The organism is Geothrix oryzae (assembly GCF_030295385.1).
GTDB classification, from domain to species: Bacteria; Acidobacteriota; Holophagae; order Holophagales; family Holophagaceae; genus Geothrix; species Geothrix oryzae.
This window is the reverse complement of record NZ_AP027079.1, coordinates 2,402,710-2,419,991: the sequence shown is the minus strand read 5'-3', so window position 1 is coordinate 2,419,991 and position 17,282 is coordinate 2,402,710. Positions and strand designations below refer to the sequence as shown.

The window sequence follows — 17,282 nt, the reverse complement described above, 5'->3', positions numbered from 1 at the left end:
ATTGCGTCAGTTAACTTAGGTGGCTGGGGCTCGATAACTTTATCGGGTCCTTCATCTGCTGGGCTATTCACAAATGCCGGGTGCAAACTGGGGACCTTGAAGGAATTGTATGTGTGGATTGACGGGGTACTGGGATGCGAAGGGCCGCCATGCCTCGAAGGCGTCGCTCGACATCCTTGCGGGCATGACCGGTTCCCTCCAGCACCGGGGGCCCGATGACGAGGGCCACTGGCAGGATCCCGAGGCCGGCGTCGGTCTAGGGTTCCGCAGGCTCTCCATCTTGGACCTCAGCCCCGAAGGCCACCAACCCATGCAGGCCCACTCCGGTCGGCATGTCATGGTCTTCAATGGCGAAATCTACAATTTCCAGGAGCTTCGTGCCGAACTTGGGGATTCCTGGCGAGGCCACTCAGACAGCGAGGTCGTCCTGGAGGCGATCGAGCGTTGGGGTTTGGAAACGGCGCTGGCCCGGTTCAATGGCATGTTCGCCATGGCGCTGTGGGACAAGAACGCTCGGGTGCTGAGCCTTGCCAGGGACCCCTTCGGCAAAAAACCCCTCTATTACGGGTGGGGGGATGGGGTCTTCCTTTTCGGCTCGGAACTGAAGGCCCTGCGAAGACACCCAGCCTTCCGCCCCGGCCTGGACCGCGAAGCCATGGCAGCTTTCCTGCGCTTCGGCTACATCCCCGGACCCGCCACCATCTACCGTGGAATTCGCAAGCTGCCACCGGGAACCTTCCTACGGTTGGGCATGCCCGAGCCTGGCCAACTGCCCGGACCGGAAGTGTACTGGGATTCGAGGGCAGAGGCTTTCCGGGCGCGGGAGCAGGGGTTCGGAGGGAGCTTCCAGGAAGCCACAGATGAGCTGGAAGCCCTTTTGCTCGACGCCACCCGGAGGCGCTGCGTGGCAGATGTCCCCCTGGGCGCCTTTCTGTCGGGGGGGATCGATTCCAGCCTGGTGACGGCCCTGATGCAGCAAGGAAGCCACTCCCCAGCACGCACCTTCACCATCGGTTTCGAGGAGCGCGACTTCGACGAGGCTCCTTACGCCAAGCAGGTCGCCCGCCACCTGGGAACCGAGCACACGGAGCTCTACCTCGCTTCCTCGGAAGCCCGGGAGGTGATTCCGCTGCTCCCGGCCGTGTACGACGAGCCCTTTGCGGATCCCTCCCAGATCCCGACCTTCCTGTTGTCCCGGATGACCCGTCAGCATGTGACCGTGGCGCTTTCGGGAGACGGAGGGGATGAACTCTTCGGGGGGTATGACCGGTACCGTGTGGGCCAGATGCTGATGGGCCGGTTTCAGCGGCTACCGCCAGCCCTTCGTCGCATGGCGGCCTGGGCCTGCGGTCAAATCCCGGGCCCCGGGTGGGACCGAACCATGGGCGCGCTCCTGGGGCCCAGGTGGTCCTCGTCCCGTTTCCAGAAACTGGGGCGGCTCATGCTCCCCGAGGGAAGCCAGGCCGTCTATCGGGACATGATGTCCTACTGGCAGGCACCCGAGCGGCTCCTATGCCTGCCATCGGGCCTGGGGGCACCCGTCTGGAGGCAGGATTTCCTTCCTGCAGATTGGGAGCCCGTCTCCCGGATGATGCTGACGGACACGCTCACCTACCTCGTGGACGATATCCTCGTGAAGGTGGACCGAGCCAGCATGGCCAACAGCCTGGAGGTGCGGAATCCCCTTCTGGACAAGCGGGTGTTCACCTTTGCGTGGAGGCTGCCCCTGGCATTCAAACTGGACGGGGGCCAGGGGAAGCAGGTTCTCAAGGAGATTCTGCATCGGCATGTGCCCCGGGAACTCGTGGAGCGCAAAAAGATGGGATTTGGCGTGCCGCTTGGAAGTTGGCTCAGAGGGCCGCTCAGGCCTTGGGCGGAGGCCCTGCTCCGTCCGGACCGTCTGGCGGAGGCCGGCATCGCCCGAGAAGGCGTAGATTCGGCCTGGCAGGGCTTCTGCCAGCGAGGGGAACCGAACCAGGATCGACTTTGGCCCCTCCTCGTGTTGCTTCAGTGGATGGAATCCCAGGGGGTAAGCCATTGAATCGGATACCCGTTTCTCCAGCCATTCTGGACCGCCTGGCCGCGGCTTTCCCCGGCCATCCATGAATACGCCATTGGATGCCCGACCGTCTTTGGTGGCCCAGGGAACGGAAGAAAGCGCCTCCGCTACCCCCAGGCTCGTCCTGTTCACCCATGCCATCACCAGCGGCGGGGCGGAACGGGTGCTGACCACCTTGGCCAACGCGTGGGCGGCCAAGGGCTGGGATGTCATCCTGGTGACCCTGGACGATGGTCAGGTCCCCCCCTTCTATCCCGTCGATCCCCTCGTCTGCCAGGTCAAGCTGGCCGTCTCCAGGCGGTCCGCCGCAGGCCAGGCTTTGGCGGAGGCGGGCGCGGACCGGGGTGTCCTCCGATGGTTGATGCGATCCAAGCTGGCCACCCTCTGGAACCTGTCCCGGCGGGCGCTGAGGGTCCGCCATGGACTGATGGACCTTGATCCCGATCTGGTGATCAGCTTCATCGACCAGGTCAATATCCTGACCCTCGTCGCACTGGCCGGAAGCGGAATCCCCGTGATCGTCTCCGAACGGATCGACCCTGCCCATCACCGAATTGGCTGGGCTTGGAGTGCCCTAAGGGTCATGACCTACCCATGGGCGGATCGGCTCGTGGTTCAGGGCGAGGGAATCCAGAAGCAATTTCACGGCCGCGTTCGCCGACGATCCCGTGTGATTCCGAACCCCGTCATCTGTGCACCCGTTCACGCCGTACCTGCGGACACGGCACGAACAGGTCGAACCTTGGTGGCGGTGGGACGGCTCGTCCCCCAGAAGGGGTTCGACATGCTGCTCAAGGCCTTCGCCCGTCTGACCCCTGAGCATCCGGATTGGAAGCTGGTGATCTGGGGAGAAGGCCCTGAGCGCCCTGTCCTTGAACAACTTCGGACGGAACTCGGTCTGGAGGAGTGCAGCACCCTCCCGGGCAATCACCCCCGGATCTATGAAGCCTTGGCCGAATCCGATCTGTTCGTGCTGTCCTCCCGCTTCGAAGGCTTCCCCAACGCCCTCTGCGAGGCCATGGCCACAGGCCTTCCGGTCGTGTCCTTTGATTGCCCCAGCGGTCCCGCTCAGATCATCCGGCCGGGCCTGGACGGCTTCTTGATCCCTTTGGGCGATCAGGAAGCTCTGGTGCAGGCCCTCGGTCGGCTCATGGCAGATGCTTCGTTACGGGCTTCCATGGGGGCGAGGGCCCGGGAGGTCGTCGATCGGTTCAGCCTGGGACAGATTCTCGGATTGTGGGAAGCCTGCATCGCCGAAGTTTGGCCGCCGAAACGGTGATCAACGCCGTTGCCCCAGCCAGAACAGATGGGGTCCCGAACCCACCCTCCGGGCGAAGGCCAGGCCTCCCTTGGGTCGCCCGGGCAGGTGCAGGGCATCACCCGAGGCGGCCCCAGCGCGAAGAAGCGTCTTCAAGACATAGCGAGGGCTCCATTCCAAGGGGCCCCTCAGGAGGGGCTCTTGGAAACGGGCGAAATCCGTCGCCTCGCAGGCCAAGGTGGAGAATCCCTCTCGTTCCATCAACTCCGTCAGCGAAGCCTTGGTGAATTGCGAGAGATGCTGGTACCGGTGGAAGACGCTGCCGCATTCAGGGCAGAACACCTGGGCCCGGGCGAGATCTTCGGCGTGGGGAGTCGTGATGAACAGCCTCCCGCTTCCTGGCTTCAGCATCCGGCGCAGCTTCTGCAAGGTGGATGGGAGGCTGGGGCGCAGCAGGTGCTCAATGGTCTCCACACAGATCACGAGATCGAGGAGCCCCTCCCGCTCGTTGGAGAAGGCGGGGTCGATGACGCGAGCTCCGTGCCAGAGGGGGCGGTCCCCGAGGCGCTGGTTGGCCGCAGCCACGGTGGCCTCCGACAGGTCCGCACCTTCGCAGGCCACGCCCATGGCGAGCAGCCGTTCCACCAGGTAACCAGGACCACAACCATAGTCGAGTACGCGTCCATCCAGGGGCGTCAGAGCTTTGAGAACGGCCACGATGCCGGTTCCGGACTGGTAGCTGAAGTAGTCTTCCTGCCAACTCTCCCGCGTGGCCGCGAAGTCCCAGAAGCGGCGGATGATTCCTTCATCCCATTCCAGCTGGTGAACATCGCGATCCGGCACCGGTTTCCTCTCGAAGGGATGACTATAGCGCGGTCGTGGAGGGGCGGCGAAGGGCGGTTGGAGCCCCGGAGTCACGCTCCAAATGGGGGCTTCCGCCCCACCAGGAAGAATCCAGTCACGCTCAGGTCCGCAGGGGGAGCGTCCTCGAATTCCGAAGCGAAGTGCTCTTTGCGGGAAGCCACGACAGCCAGCGCGCGATGCCGAAGGTCGCTTGGAATCGCCTCATAGGGCACATGGGGGTCGATGTCTCCCACGCCAGCCAGGCGGGTGATCAATAGGTCGGTCTCCAAGGGCAACGAGGCCAAGGCCGACCGGTACCGATGAAGCAAGATCCGGTTCGGGCGGCCGCTGGCCCGCGACATCCGGCGGTGGACCCGGCCCGGGGTTTCAAGCCACTTCAACTCGCCGTGGTGATCGGAAAACATGCCGTGGTCCCGGAGATCCACTTTGTGGAGGAGAAGTCCCCCGGGGCGAAGCGCCTCGGTCATTCGCCTGAGTGCAAGCAGAGGGTCGCGGACATGCTCGAGGACCGCTCTGGACAAGATCAGGTCGTAATCCTGGCCTTCATGAAAAAAGGACTCGGCGCTGGCCGCTTCACCGTAGTGCCGATGGATGCCGGGGAAGGTACCTTCGTCCTGGAGGCAGGCCCCCTCCAGGATCCGGGCCACCCCGGGATGATGCTCCGCCAGCCGTCGGTAGATTTCAGCCTGTCGCTCCGGATCCCGGTGCGCGTAAAAGCGGTCCACCAGGTCGACGGATTGGCAACCCCCCTCCAGGAGGAGAAGCCCGACTCCGCAGTTGTCGCCGGGACCCACCTCTGCGGCCTTTCCGCACAAGAGCGCTCCACCGGAGTACCGCGCGTAATCCGAGAAGAGCCCCTGGATGTAGTCGAGCGATTCCGGCGGCTCCAGGGATTCATGCAAGGTCCCTGAATGCGAGGCGATGTCGCCCCACCTGAAACGCAGGTCAGCCAAGCAATCGGTCCAGAGATAGTAGAAGGCCGTCAGGGCGTAACTCTGCTTGACCAGGCGGACCAGCGCTGACCTGAGTCTTTTCAAAGGCTCTCCACCAACTCTCTTGCCCCCCGGTGCTTCGGGTCGAGCTTGAGGGCTTCCTGGGCGGCTCGGCGGGCTTCTTCTTTGCGGCCGAGGGCTTGCAGGATCTGGCCTTTGCGCCACCAGGCGCCGGGGTAGCCGGAGGAGCCGCCTTCGAGGGGTTCGCGGAGCACTTGATCGAGGGCGGCGAGGCCTTCCTGGCGGTGAAGGCCGCTGACGGCGGCGACCTTGCCGAGCTGCAGGCGCAGCAGGCTGGGGGCGTCCACCTGGGTGAGGTGCGCCTGGGCAGTCCTCCAGGCGGCCTCGGGGTTGCCGCCGTGCAGGTAGGCCTCGACAACGGCGGCCACGCCCCGGGCGCGGGTGCGGACGCCCGGGAGCAGGCGCGGGGCCTCGGCCAGCAGGCGGGCATTCTTCCCGGCCTCGCCCAGGGCTTTCTTGGCGGGGCGGCGGTCCAGGGCATCGAGCCACTGGCCCACCACTTCGGGATCCTGCGGGGCCTGGGCCAGGGCGCGCTGGAAGTAGGGCTCGGCCTCGCGCCACTTATCCTCTTCCACGAGGACGAGGGCCTGCAACAGGTCGCCCTGGGCGGGAGCCACGCGGCGCAGGCGCTCGGCGCATTGCAGGGCTTTGCGGGTGGAGCCGCCCAGCAGGCCGGGCAGCATCTCGTAGGCGAGGCCGAGGCTCATCCAGGCCGGGGCCAGGGTGGGATCGGCCTGGGTGGCGGCGCGCAGGTCGTCCATGGCGCCAAGGGCGCCCCGCAGGCTGCCGAGGTCGCGCTGGCGGATGGCTTCGCCGGCGCGCGCCAGCCCCCGGGCCAGCAGGGCCTCCGCCAAGCCGGGTTTCAGGGAGACGGCCCGCTCTGCCGCGGCACGGGCCTCGGCGAAGCGCTGGAGGCTCGACAGGGCCTGGGATTTCGCCGCCCAGGCCCCGGCGTCGTTGGGATCCGGGCGCAGCCTGGCTTCAGCCTCGGCCAGCACCTTGAGGTAGCGCCCCGCGTCCAGGTCGGCGCGGAAGGGGGGGGCCGGGGTCTGGGCCAGGACGGCGAGGGCGGCGGGAACGAGGAGGAGCACGGGGACCTTCAGGATGGACGCGAGGACAGGATTACCAGGATCGCCTGGAATGGGATACAACCAGTCTGCTTCCTGACTCCGGGTATAGCGCAGGGACGCGGTTTTGCGCTATCCTAAGTGCTTGTTCGGACACGACTCCGGAGGAGATCGCATGGTGACCAAGGGCGGGCTGTTGGAGGGCAAACGCGGTCTGATCATCGGCGTGGCCAACAAGCGGTCCATCGCCTGGGGCATCACGCAGAAAGTCGCGGAGGCCGGGGCCCAGCTCTGCCTGACCTATCAGAACGAGCGGCTGGGCGAGAATGTCCGGGAGCTGGCGGCCGAGCTGAAAAATCCCATCCTGCTGCCCATGGATGTGGGCAGCGACAGCCAGATCGTCATGGCCTTCGACGAGATCCGGAAGAAGTGGGGGAAGCTCGACTTCGTGGTGCATGCCGTGGCCTACGCGCCGCGCCAGGCCCTGGAGGGCCGCTTCGTGGAGACCAGCCGCGAGGACTTCCGCGTGGCCCACGATATCAGCGCCTACTCCCTGGCCGCCGTCTGCAATGCGGCCCAGCCCCTCATGGCCGAAGGCGGCTCCATCGTGACGCTGAGCTACCTGGGCGGTGAGCGCGTGGTGCCTGGCTACAATGTGATGGGCGTGGCCAAGGCCGCCCTGGAATCATGCGTCCGCTATCTGGCCGCCGATCTGGGTCCCCAGGGCATCCGCGTGAACGCCATCTCCGCGGGACCCATCAAGACCCTGGCGTCCTCGGCCATCCCGGGCATCGGCTCCAAGCTCAAGCAGCACCGCTCCCATACCCCACTGCAGCGGGACACCGACCAACTGGAAGTGGGCGATGCCGGCGTCTTCCTCGTCAGCGACATGGGCCGTGGCATCACGGGCCAGGTGCTCTATGTCGACGGTGGCTTCAGCATCATGGCGGGGTGAGCGCCGGCTGCTCGAAAGGCCGGGACAGGATCAGCTTTTTTGCAGGGCTGCCAGGGCCTCGAGCACGGCCTCGACATGTCCCTTCACGCTGACCTTGGGCCAGACATGGCGGATCACGCCCTTGGGGTCGACCAGGAAGGTCGAGCGGATGATGCCCTGAACCTCCTTGCCGTACATGAGCTTCTTCCCGAAGGCGCCCAGGGGGTTGAGCAGGGCGCAGTCGGGATCGGAGAGCAGGCGGAAGGGCAGGCTCTGCTTGGCGATGAAATTCTGATGGCTCTTCAGGCTGTCGCGGCTGAGGCCGTAGACCTGGGCGCCCAGGGACTGCACGCGGGCGAGGTTGTCCCGGAAATCGCAGGCCTCCGTCGTGCAGCCGGGGGTGCTGTCTTTGGGATAGGCGTAGAGCACGGTCCAGCGCCCCTTCAGATCCTTGTCGGTGACGGTGTGACCCTGGTCGTCCTGGAGGGAGAAGGCGGGAAGGGGGGTGCCGGGCTGGATGCTCATGGGGCCAGGGTAGCGGAGGCCCGGATGTGACCCAAGCCCTTCGAGGGTGGGGTGGAATGAAGGGCGAGGCCGATCATGCGCTTTTCCGAGTTCCTGGATGCCGAATGGAAACCCGCCCTGGGGTGCACGGAGCCCGCGGCGGTGGCCCACGCCGCCAGCCTGGCCGCTGCACAAGGAACGGGCGCGATCCAGCAGGTGAGCCTGGTGGTGGATCCCCGCACCTACAAGAACTGCCATGCGGTCGGCATCCCCAACAGCGGCGGACGCACCGGTGTGCTCTGGGCCCTCGCCCTGGGCGCCCGGCTGCCGGACCCATCCCTGGGGCTGGGTTGCTTCGCCGCCGTGGATGCAGCGCTCCTGGCTTCGGCGAAGGACCTCCTGGATCGGAAGGCGGTCCGCGTCGAAGTGGACCCGTCCCGCCCAGACCTTCACATCGACTGCACGGTGGCCCGGGAGGGTGGCACAGGCCGGGCGGTGCTGGAGGTGGAACATACCCACCTCGCGCGACTGGAGGCGAATGGCATCCAGGTGGGGGGCAGGCCGGCCCGGAGTGGCGCGGCGGGTCTGTCCTCCCCGCGGGCCACCGTGGGAGCCATGGGCATCCAAGAGCTGCGGAGACTCACCGCCTCGATTTCGGATGAAGACCGGGCCCGGCTGCGGGAGGGGGCAGCGTTCAATCTCGCCATGGCCGAACATGGTGTCTCCCTGCTGCCCCCGGGATTCGTGCCGCCCGTGGGGACGGACCGGCTCGTGCGGCTCTCCCGGCTCGTCAGCGCGGGCGTCTTCGCGCGCATGTCCGGAGAGCCGCTCATGGTCGTGTCCCTGGCCGGCTCCGGCAACAAGGGCATCACCCTGTCGGTGCCCGTCACGCTCTGGGGCCGCGAGGGCGGGCATGACCAAGCCCGCATCGAGGAGGCCCTGGCCTTCGGCTGCCTGATGACCTCGGCCACGACGCACCACCTCGGCACGCTGTCGGCCGTGTGCGGGGCCTCCAATGCGGCGGGCATCGGCATCGCCCTGGCGATCCTCCTGCTGGAGGGGGCGACGCCGGCGCAGATGGACCTTGCCGTGGCCAACATGGTGGGCAATGTGGCGGGGATGATCTGCGACGGCGCCAAGATCGGCTGCGCGATGAAGGCCATGACGGGTGTGGACGCGGCCTTCCGGTCGGTGGCGCTCGCCCTGGCGGGTTTCGGCATCCCGGCCACGGATGGCATCGTGGGCATCGATGGCGACGCTTCCCTCGCCAACCTCGGGCGCCTGGCCCGCCGCGGCATGATCGGCGTGGATGCCGAGGTGCTGGAGATCATGCAGGCGAAGCTCTAGGAGCCTGACGCCACCCGGTGATCAGGCCGGCCTCCGCGGCACGGACACCCAGGCCAACCCCAGCACCGCCGCCAGGGCGGCCCAGCCCAGGGGGCTCGGGTCCGTGGTGAGGCGGGGCAGCTCCTCGGAGAGCAGCCGTCCCAGGCTGTCCCGGCCGGGACCGGGGCCCAGGCCGAGGGCGGACAGGGTGGCCTCGCCCCACAGGGCGCCGAGCCAGGCGCCCGGAAAGAGCGAGGCGGCCTGATCCAGGCCCCAGGGCGCCCAGCGGCGAAGCGTGGAGGCGGGGGACGCCCCCAGGACGCGCTCGGCGGCCCAGGCCGGCGAGCGGCGGAAGGCTTCGAGCCTCATGCGGAGGGGCGCTTCGAGGTGCGGAGCCAGGAGGAGGCCCATGACGAGGAAGAGGACCGGCAGGGAGAGGCCGCCCGTGGCGGCGGCCAGCGGCAGCAGGAAGAGCAGGGGCGGCACGCTGCGGAGGGCGGAGAGGGCGCCTCGGCCCCGCCGTCCGTACCACGCGAGAAGGAGGGCGGTCGCGAGGGCCAGCAGGGCGCACGCACTGGCGAAACCCAGGCTGCGCGCGCCGGCCAGCAGCAAGCGCAGCAAGGCGTCCCGGCCGAGGTCGTCCAGGCCCAGGGGATGCCGGAAGGACACCGCCGCCCCGCCCCGGAAGGGATCCAGGGGGAGGTCTGGCAGCAGCAGGGCCAGCAGGAAGAGGAGCCGCCCCTTCATGGGGTTTCCGGCTCCAGGGGCCGCGCCAGCAGCCAGAGGATCGTCAGCGCCGCGACCCAGATGGCGAGGCCGGCCCGATCCCGGCCGGACACGCGGGCCAGCCAGTCCGCGCCGAGGCCCGGCACCCCCAGCATGCGTTCCAGGACGAGGGTCGCAGTGAGCCAGAGCGGCAGGCGGGCCGCCAGCCACCGACCCCAGAGCCGCCGCAGCGCCAGCCAGCGCACCCGCCGGACGGCCTGGGCGCCCCAGGCTTCCGGGAAGGGGCGCTCCCCCGGCAGGGCATGGGACAGCCAGCGCACTTCGCTGGGCAGGGCGGCGGCCAGGAAGGCCAGAATCCAGGCTCCGGAACCGGGCGGCCCCCAGGCGGCGGGCCAAAGGGCCAGGAGGAGGCCGGCCCACAGCAGGTCGGGCGGAGCTTCCAGCAGGGCCAGAGGCCGCCGGACCGCCAAGCCCGGGCCACCCAGCCAGGCCGCCAGAGGGGCTGCGACGGCGAGCGCGAGGACGGCCAGCCCGGCGGGGAGCAGGGCCTGAAGGGGGAAGGGCGGGGGCGCCACCGGCCGCCACAGGGCCCCGGGAAGGCTCCAGGCCAGCGCGAGGGCCAGGCCCCAGACGACGAGGCCCCAGACGACGGGGTTCCAGGTCGCCCCGACTCGGCCCCGGTCGGCCCTCATCGAACCCAGCGCCAGCCGGCCGCTCCGGGCGTGCTGAGGTAGAGGCCCAGGGCCCCGGGTTCCACCGTCAGGCGCCGGTCCACCCAGATCACGCTCTGGAAATCCAACAGGGGCAGGGCTGCGGGATTCTGGGCCCAGATCATCTGCAGATCCCGCCAGGCGGCATCCCCGGGTTGGTGGGCCCGGGCGGCCAGTTCTGCGAAGCGCGGGTGGCTCCAACCTGTGAAGTTCATGGGACCCCTCGGCTCGAGATACTCGAAGACGGCCCAGGGGTGGGGTTCGAAGACCACCATGGAGCAGGCCAGGTCGAAGTCGCCCTTCTGGAGGCGGGCCACCAGCAGGGCCTGCTCCAAGGGGATGAGCTGCAGGTCGTAGCCGTCCCTCCGGGCCCGTTCGCGCAGGGCGAGCAGGAGCTTTTCCACGGACTCCTCGCCCGCCACGAAGAGGAGCTTCAGCGTGGCCGGGGCCCGAGGGGGCCGGCCGGCGCCGGCTTCAGCGGTCTGGGCCTCGATGGCCCGGGCTTCGAAGCCCAGCGTCTCGGGCCACAGGCCCCGGCTGGGTCGGGCGTTCCGTCCCAGGAGGCGGGGCGGGAACGCATCCCGGCGCCAACGCTCCAGAAGCAGGAGGGGCCCCGAGCCGGCCCGACTCCAGGCCACCAGCTGGGCATGCATGGGCTGGGTCACCAGGCGGTGGGTGGGGGGCGGGTCGGCCTGGAGCCGGGCCGGGGGCGCGCCCAGGGTGAGCCAGCCCTTCTGGAGGGCCTGGAGCACGCTGTGGGCGTCCGGCAGCAGGCGGAAGCGGATGCCGTCCACGCGGGGCTTCAGGAAGTGCTCGCGCGGGGTGAACACCCAGGCGGCGGGCTCCTTCCGGAAGAGGAAGGGCCCCGAGCCCCGGTCCGCATGACCCTTCTGGGCCACGGGCACCTGCGCCAGCTCCAGGAGCAGGCGGCCCGGGGGTTTGGGCGAGCGGATCCAGAGGCGGCCGTCCTGGACGCCGGTTTCGGAGCCCTGAAGGATGGCCCGCTTGGTGGGGCTGGCCTGGGGATCGCGGAGCAGTTCCCGGAGCGTCCACAGGGCATCCTCGGGCGACACCGGGCTGCCATCCGGGAAGCGCGCATCGGCCCGCAGGGTGAACGAGAGGGCGCCATCCTTCTGGACCTTCCACGCCGTGGCCAGGCGCGGCACCAGCCGTCCATCGGGGGCGATGCCCACCAGCGCATCGCCCGCCAGAGACTGGAGGATCCACTGCTCGTAGCTGTCGCCGCGGATGAAATCCAGGGGGCCCGGATCGCGGGGCAGGGACTCTTCCACCACCTGGGCCTGGGCCGGGGTCAAGGCCGGGATCAGGGCCGAAAGGAAGACCAAGGTCAGGGCGGGGAGGAGGTTCCGCATGGCTGAAGGCTCGAGGAAGTTTCACCCAGCATGCCCGGGGGGATGCGACCCTGCCAAGTTTCGGTTTCGGTTTGGGGTGCGGCTTCGCACGGGGTGATCGGTGTTGCTACTCTGATTGGTGGAGGCCCCGTGGCGGATCTTTCGGAGTCCAAGCTGTTCTGGTGGTGGCCCCTCATGGCCCGTCATCGGCGCACGCTCTACTGGGGGCTGGTGGCGACGGTCTGGTGCAGCGTGGCGGCCTCCGTGGTGCCCTACTGGTCGGGCCGGGCGGTGCATGCCCTGGAGCGCCAGGACTGGCACGGGTCGCGGGTCTTCCTGGGCTGGATGCTGGCCTTCACGGCCGCCGCGGGCATCGGCCGCTACCTCATGCGCAACACGCTCATCGGCCTCAGCCGTGATGTGGAGCGGGAGCAGCGCGAGTCCCTCTATGACTTCCTGCTCTCCCGCCCCTTCTCCTTCTACGAGCGGCAGCGGGTGGGCGACCTCATGTCGCGCGTCGGCGACGATGTGGGCACGGTCCGCATGGCCACGGGCCCGGGCCTCATGAGCTTCCTCCAGGTGCTGTCTATCCTGCCGGTGACGCTCGGGCTGATGTTCAACACGAGCTGGCGCCTCACCGTGGCCGTCATGCTGCCCTTCTCGTTTCTGGCGCTGGGCTTCTACATCATCGGGAAGTGGAGCCACATGGTGCAGCAGAAGCTGCAGCTGGCCTTCTCGGCCCTCTCGACCTACAGCCACGAGACCATCAGCGGCGAGCGGGTGGTGCAGGCCTTCGGGCTGGAAGAGGCCCGCGTGGCGCAGTTCGCCACCCTCAGCTACCGCCATGCCTCGCTCAGCATGAAACAGTCGGTGATCTTCAGCGCCTATGCACCCCTGTCGGCCTTCATCAGCGGCGTGTCCGCCCTGGTGCTGGTGGCCTACGGCGGCAGCCTGGTGGTGAAGGGCACCTTGAACCTGGGCGACCTGACGGCCTTCACCGGGTTCCTGGTGGCCCTGGCCTGGCCCATGATGAGCCTGGGGTGGTCCGCGAACCTGTTCCAGCGGGCCAAGGCCGGCCAGGAGCGGCTCGACCAGGTGTTCCGCAGTCCGGAAGCGCCCCTCCCCTCCGCCGAGGCCATCACCCTGCCGGAGGTTCCGGCGGCCCTGGCCCTGGAGGGCGTGAACCACCGCTTCGAGACGGGGCGCGGCCTGGGTCCCCTGGACCTCGCGCTGGCCCCCGGCGACAGCCTGGCGGTGGTGGGCGGCATCGGCTCCGGCAAGACGCTGCTGTTGCAGACGCTGGCGGGCCTCCGCGAGCCGCAGGCCGGACGCATGCTCGTGGACGGGGAGCCCCTTTCCGACGCCACCCTGCGCCGCCATTGGGCGGGGCTGGGCTGGGTGCCCCAGGAAGCCTTCCTCTTCTCGGACACGCTGCGCATGAACCTGGCCATGGGCCGCCCCGAGGCCACAGAGGAGGAAATCTGGGAAATCGCGCGGGTGGTGGCCATGGACGAGCTGATCCACCGCCTGCCCGACGGCCTCGACACGGTGGTGGGCGAACGCGGCGTGGCGCTCAGCGGCGGAGAACGCCAGCGCACGGCCCTGGCCCGGGCCCTGCTGCGCCGTCCCCGCCTGCTGCTGCTGGATGACGCCCTCTCTGCCGTGGACGCCGAGACCGAGAGCCGCATCCTCGAGAACCTGCGGACCTTCCTCGGCAAGTCCACCCTGGTGCTGGCCACCCACCGCGTATTCGTGGCGGAGACCTGCGCCCGGGTGCTGGTGCTGGAGGAGGGCCGGATGATCCAGCTGGACACGCCCGAGGCGCTGGCCGCCCAGCCCGGTTTGTTCGCACGCCTCAAGCGGCTGCAGAGCCTGGAACGGGAGCTGGTGAAGGGCGCGGGATGACCGCCCTTCAGATCGACCGCCGGGTGGTGGTGCGCGCCCTGCTGCTGGCCCTATCGGCCTGGGTGGCCTTCGCCATCGCGACGATCCAGCATGTGCAGAACGCGTATTGGGCGGCCATGCCGGTCTGGGTGGTGGCCCAGGCCTCTCGGGGGGTGGTGGTCGAACGGGCTCTCTTCCGCGTGGTGGGGACCCTGCTGGGGGCGGTGGCCGGATTCGCCATCCTCCATGTGCCGGTGCATCCCTTCGCGCAGTTCGCCCTGCTCGGGCTGTGGGTCGCCCTCAACGGCGGGCTGACCCATATCCTGCGCGGCGTGCATGGTTATGGGGCCGTGCTGGCGGGCATCACGGCGGCCGTCGTCGTCATTCCCGCCGTGCTGGCCCCGGGGGCATCGCTGGACCTCGCCACCGCGCGGGTGGAATGCACCCTGATCGGGGTGGTGGTGGCGACCGTGGTCTTCGGTCTGGCCACCCCCAGGTCGCCGAGCGAGGCGTTCTTCGCCCGCCTCCGCCGCCTGTCCGCCGATGCGGTCGCCTACGCCGCGGGGGTCCTGCGCCGCGGCGCCACGGAGCTGGGGCCCGAGAAGTGCCGGATCCTCGCGGAGATCAGCGAGGTCGAGGCCTCGGCCCGGCTGATCCTGGCTGGATCCTTCGAAGGCTACCGCCGCCTGCATGATGTGGATTCGCTGGTGGTGGGGTCGCTCGCAGTCATGAGTGCCGCGGTGGCGCACCGGCCGGACGATCGCGGCGCGGCAGAAGGGGTCGACGAACGGGCGTCCCAGCTGGACCAGGTGGCGGACCAGCTGCGCCGGGAGGGGGAGCCGCTGCCTGCTGGCCGGTCCCTCCAGATCGGCGAACTCCCGGGACAGGAACGCCTGGCCAGTGCCCTGACCCGCATCCTCGAGGCGAATGCGGCCCTGGGGCGGCCCTTAGTCGGCAGGACGGCACGCCCCTTCCGCCGCCAACTGGCCGTGCTCGAGCCGCACCGGGAATGGTCGCAGGCCGGCCGCACGGCCGTGGCCTCGGGCGCCGCCACCTTCCTGGCCGCGGTGGTGGCCCATTGGACGGGATCTCCCCTGGTGGTCCAGGCGGCAGTGGGGGTCAGCATCTTCTCGCTGGTGCTGGGTTCCCTGGCCCTGCCCCAGCACATCGCCCCCAAGCTGCTGACCGGGGTGGTGAGCGGACTCATCCTGGCGGTGTTCTACCGCCTCGCGGTGCAGCCGACGCTTTCGTCGACGACGGGGCTGCTGCTGTCGATGGTGCCATTCCTGCTGCTGGGCGGGTTCGTGCGCGCCAATCCCGGCACGGCCATCGCCGGAGTCGATACCAACATGTGCTTCCTGCTGGCCAGTCAGGCTGGGACCACGACCCTCGCCAGCGGGGCGGAGGTGATCGGGGGCGCGGCTGCGCTGGCGGTGGCGGCCGGCCTGGTGGCCGGCACCTACATCCTGATGCCGCGAAGGTCCGTTCGGCAGGCCGAGGAGGCGGTCCGGGTGATCCGCCGCGACCTGCTCCGGATGGTCGAGCCCGACCCGGGGGATGCCCTCGAAGACTGGCGGGCGCGGGGCTCACGGCAGATCCTGCGGCTCTCCCTGCACCTGGGCCGCTCGAAGGACCTGGGGGAACGCTGGCCCAAGGGGATCCTGGCGGTCATCAACCTGGGATACGCCATCGAAGGACTGCACGAAATTCCGGATGCCACCGCAGGGCATGCGAAGGGTGATGCCTTCGACGCCCTGCGACGCCTCGGCGACGACCCCGTGCGGGCGGTTCGGCTGCTGCGAAACCTGGCGGGAGGGGAGGCCGGAGCCGCTCTGCGCCCGGTGCTGCTGGACCTGGCGGAAAACCTCGAAAAAACGGCGGACCTGTTGGCCTTCGACCAGCCCAAGGAGGCCGGCGCGGCCTGATCAGGCTCCGTCGCGGAAGGTCACCTTGTTGATCTCGGCGAAGGTGGTGATGCCCAGCCGCACCTTCTCGATGGCGCTCTCGCGGAGGAACTGCATGCCGCCACGGCGGGCGGCCGCCTTCACTTCGCGCACGGGGGCGCGCTGCACCAGCAGCTCGCGGATCTCGTCGTTGAGGCCCATGAATTCGATGATGGCCTGGCGGCCGCGGAAGCCGGTGCCGTGGCAGTCCACGCAGCCCACGCGGTCGAAGAGGGTGGCGCTCCGCAGCCAGGCCTCGTCTACGCCGTTCTCCACCAGCTCCTGGGGGCTGGGCGGGGCCGAGGGACGCTTGCACTTGGGGCAGAGCACGCGCACCAGGCGCTGGGCCAGGATGCAGTTCAGGGACGACACGAAGTTGTAGACCTCGACGCCCATGTGCTGGAAGCGGCCGATCACATCCAGCACATTGTTGGCGTGGACGGTGGTGAAGACCAGGTGGCCCGTGAGGGCGGACTGGATGGCGATCTGGGCGGTCTCGGGGTCGCGGATCTCACCCACGAGGATCTTGTCGGGGTCGTGGCGCAGGATGGAGCGCAGGCCGAGGGCGAAGGTGAGGCCCTTCTTCTCGTTCACGGGGATCTGGGTGACGCCCTCGAGCTGGTACTCGACCGGATCCTCGATGGTGATGATCTTGTCCTCGGGGGCCTTGATCTCGCTGAGCACGGCGTAGAGGGTGGTGGTCTTGCCGGAACCGGTGGGCCCCGTGACCAGGAACATGCCGTAGGGCTCGTGGGCGAATCGGCGGAGGCGCTTCAGCTCGTGGTCGGAGAAGCCGAGGATCTCCAGCGTCAGGGTCTGGAACTCCTCGGTGAGGTTCTCCTTGTCGAGGATGCGGATGACCGCGTCCTCGCCGTGGATGGTGGGCATGATGCTCACGCGGAAATCGATGGCCCGGCCCCGCACCTTGAGCTTGAAGCGGCCGTCCTGCGGCTTCCGCTTCTCGGCGATGTCCAGCTCGGACATGACCTTCACGCGACTGATGATGGGGGAGGCGAAGCGCCGGTCGATGGGATCGGCGGCGGAGTAGAGGCTGCCGTCGATGCGGTACTTGATCTGGAAGCCCGTGGCCGTGGTCTCCAGGTGGATGTCGGAGGCGCGGCGCTGGAGGGCGTTGAAGATGGTCGTGTCCACCAGGCGGACGATGGGGGCCTCGTCCTTGTCGGTGAGGCGCTCGAGGTCGAGGACTTCGTCGTCCAGATCCTCCTCGTGGAGCACCTGGATCTTGAGGGCCTCGCCGGCCTCGTCCATGACCTTCTGGCCGCTCTCGGATTTCTTGAGGACTTCCTGGATCTGGGCCTGAGGGGCCCCGGCGAACCGGAGGGGCCGCTTGAGGCGCAGGCGCAGCATGTCCTGGGTGGGGATGTCCAGGGGGTCGGCCATGGCCAGCCAGAGGGCGCCATCCCGTTCCTGAACCGGCACGAAATGATGTTTGAGCATCAAATCGAGGGGCAGGGCCTGGAAGAGCCCGAAATCCACCGGCTCGCGGGTGAGGTCCAGGGTGGGATACAACTCCCGGGCGGGCCGGAAGTCCGCGAGGGCGGGGGTGCCGGGGTCGTTGGCATCCGCAGGAACCGTGGGGTTTGGTGACGACATGGAAGCATCCTAGCGGATCGGGGCCCGG

14 protein-coding genes are annotated in these 17,282 nt (G+C 68.7%); 6 read left to right on the top strand and 8 right to left on the bottom strand.

Annotated features, from left to right (window positions below):
• Positions 1 to 109 precede the first annotated feature (109 nt).
• A complete protein-coding gene (gene asnB / locus QUD34_RS11135) occupies positions 110 to 2,041 on the top strand; it encodes an asparagine synthase (glutamine-hydrolyzing) (protein WP_286353778.1) in 1,932 nt (643 codons plus the stop codon).
• A 61-nt stretch (positions 2,042 to 2,102) separates the two neighbouring features.
• Positions 2,103 to 3,338, top strand: coding sequence for a glycosyltransferase family 4 protein (locus QUD34_RS11130; RefSeq protein WP_286353777.1), 1,236 nt, complete (start codon positions 2,103 to 2,105; stop codon positions 3,336 to 3,338).
• Here the strand turns inward: QUD34_RS11130 and QUD34_RS11125 are convergent, their stop codons facing one another.
• From QUD34_RS11125 to QUD34_RS11115, 3 genes are all read right to left on the bottom strand, one after another.
• Positions 3,339 to 4,160: a class I SAM-dependent methyltransferase gene (locus QUD34_RS11125; protein ID WP_286353776.1), complete on the bottom strand. Its 822-nt coding sequence runs from the start codon at positions 4,158 to 4,160 to the stop codon at positions 3,339 to 3,341.
• Positions 4,161 to 4,231: 71 nt separating this feature from the next.
• A complete protein-coding gene (locus tag QUD34_RS11120; protein ID WP_286353775.1) occupies positions 4,232 to 5,083 on the bottom strand; it encodes a methyltransferase domain-containing protein in 852 nt (283 codons plus the stop codon).
• Positions 5,084 to 5,214: 131 nt separating this feature from the next.
• Positions 5,215 to 6,285: a tetratricopeptide repeat protein gene (locus QUD34_RS11115; RefSeq protein ID WP_286353774.1), complete on the bottom strand. Its 1,071-nt coding sequence runs from the start codon at positions 6,283 to 6,285 to the stop codon at positions 5,215 to 5,217.
• Positions 6,286 to 6,436: 151 nt separating this feature from the next.
• Here QUD34_RS11115 and QUD34_RS11110 point away from each other — a divergent pair, with 151 nt between their 5' ends.
• Positions 6,437 to 7,216: an enoyl-ACP reductase FabI gene (locus QUD34_RS11110; RefSeq protein WP_286353773.1), complete on the top strand. Its 780-nt coding sequence runs from the start codon at positions 6,437 to 6,439 to the stop codon at positions 7,214 to 7,216.
• 30 nt (positions 7,217 to 7,246) lie between these two features.
• Here the strand turns inward: QUD34_RS11110 and QUD34_RS11105 are convergent, their stop codons facing one another.
• Positions 7,247 to 7,720, bottom strand: coding sequence for a peroxiredoxin (locus tag QUD34_RS11105; RefSeq protein WP_286353772.1), 474 nt, complete (start codon positions 7,718 to 7,720; stop codon positions 7,247 to 7,249).
• 75 nt (positions 7,721 to 7,795) lie between these two features.
• Here QUD34_RS11105 and QUD34_RS11100 point away from each other — a divergent pair, with 75 nt between their 5' ends.
• Positions 7,796 to 9,046, top strand: a complete 1,251-nt coding sequence (locus QUD34_RS11100; RefSeq protein ID WP_286353771.1) for an L-serine ammonia-lyase, iron-sulfur-dependent, subunit alpha — start codon at positions 7,796 to 7,798, stop codon at positions 9,044 to 9,046.
• 21 nt (positions 9,047 to 9,067) lie between these two features.
• Here QUD34_RS11100 and QUD34_RS11095 read toward each other — a convergent pair whose 3' ends face one another.
• Genes QUD34_RS11095 through QUD34_RS11085 form a run of 3 tightly spaced genes read right to left on the bottom strand, consistent with a single transcriptional unit; the run spans position 9,068 to position 11,834 of the window.
• Positions 9,068 to 9,772, bottom strand: a complete 705-nt coding sequence (locus tag QUD34_RS11095; protein ID WP_286353770.1) for a hypothetical protein — start codon at positions 9,770 to 9,772, stop codon at positions 9,068 to 9,070.
• Positions 9,769 to 10,443 carry a hypothetical protein gene (locus QUD34_RS11090; protein WP_286353769.1) on the bottom strand — a complete coding sequence of 225 codons (675 nt, stop codon included), beginning with the start codon at positions 10,441 to 10,443 and terminating at the stop codon, positions 9,769 to 9,771. The genes QUD34_RS11095 and QUD34_RS11090 overlap by 4 nt, the downstream gene beginning before the upstream one ends.
• Entirely contained in the window at positions 10,440 to 11,834 is a 1,395-nt protein-coding gene (locus QUD34_RS11085) for an ABC transporter substrate-binding protein (protein WP_286353768.1), read from the bottom strand. Before QUD34_RS11085 ends, QUD34_RS11090 begins: the two co-directional genes overlap by 4 nt.
• A 129-nt stretch (positions 11,835 to 11,963) precedes the next feature.
• Here QUD34_RS11085 and QUD34_RS11080 point away from each other — a divergent pair, with 129 nt between their 5' ends.
• Entirely contained in the window at positions 11,964 to 13,718 is a 1,755-nt protein-coding gene (locus QUD34_RS11080) for an ABC transporter ATP-binding protein (protein ID WP_286353767.1), read from the top strand.
• Positions 13,715 to 15,622, top strand: a complete 1,908-nt coding sequence (locus QUD34_RS11075) for an FUSC family protein (RefSeq protein WP_286353766.1) — start codon at positions 13,715 to 13,717, stop codon at positions 15,620 to 15,622. The genes QUD34_RS11080 and QUD34_RS11075 overlap by 4 nt, the downstream gene beginning before the upstream one ends.
• On the opposite strand, the gene QUD34_RS11070 is transcribed toward QUD34_RS11075, so the two are convergent.
• Positions 15,623 to 17,254 (bottom strand): GspE/PulE family protein, encoded by a 1,632-nt coding sequence (locus QUD34_RS11070; protein ID WP_286353765.1) that lies wholly within the window; start codon positions 17,252 to 17,254, stop codon positions 15,623 to 15,625.
• Positions 17,255 to 17,282: the final 28 nt, after the last annotated feature.

Bases quoted from the DNA above. Each gene is read 5' to 3' on its own strand.
- QUD34_RS11075 (WP_286353766.1), top strand. From the start codon at position 13,715: ATGACCGCCCTTCAGATCGACCGCCGGGTGGTGGTGCGCGCCCTGCTG.
- asnB (WP_286353778.1), top strand. From the start codon at position 110: ATGTGTGGATTGACGGGGTACTGGGATGCGAAGGGCCGCCATGCCTCG.
- QUD34_RS11105 (WP_286353772.1), bottom strand. From the start codon at position 7,720: ATGAGCATCCAGCCCGGCACCCCCCTTCCCGCCTTCTCCCTCCAGGAC.
- QUD34_RS11070 (WP_286353765.1), bottom strand. From the start codon at position 17,254: ATGTCGTCACCAAACCCCACGGTTCCTGCGGATGCCAACGACCCCGGC.
- QUD34_RS11085 (WP_286353768.1), bottom strand. From the start codon at position 11,834: ATGCGGAACCTCCTCCCCGCCCTGACCTTGGTCTTCCTTTCGGCCCTG.
- QUD34_RS11130 (WP_286353777.1), top strand. From the start codon at position 2,103: ATGAATACGCCATTGGATGCCCGACCGTCTTTGGTGGCCCAGGGAACG.
- QUD34_RS11100 (WP_286353771.1), top strand. From the start codon at position 7,796: ATGCGCTTTTCCGAGTTCCTGGATGCCGAATGGAAACCCGCCCTGGGG.
- QUD34_RS11110 (WP_286353773.1), top strand. From the start codon at position 6,437: ATGGTGACCAAGGGCGGGCTGTTGGAGGGCAAACGCGGTCTGATCATC.
- QUD34_RS11095 (WP_286353770.1), bottom strand. From the start codon at position 9,772: ATGAAGGGGCGGCTCCTCTTCCTGCTGGCCCTGCTGCTGCCAGACCTC.
- QUD34_RS11090 (WP_286353769.1), bottom strand. From the start codon at position 10,443: ATGAGGGCCGACCGGGGCCGAGTCGGGGCGACCTGGAACCCCGTCGTC.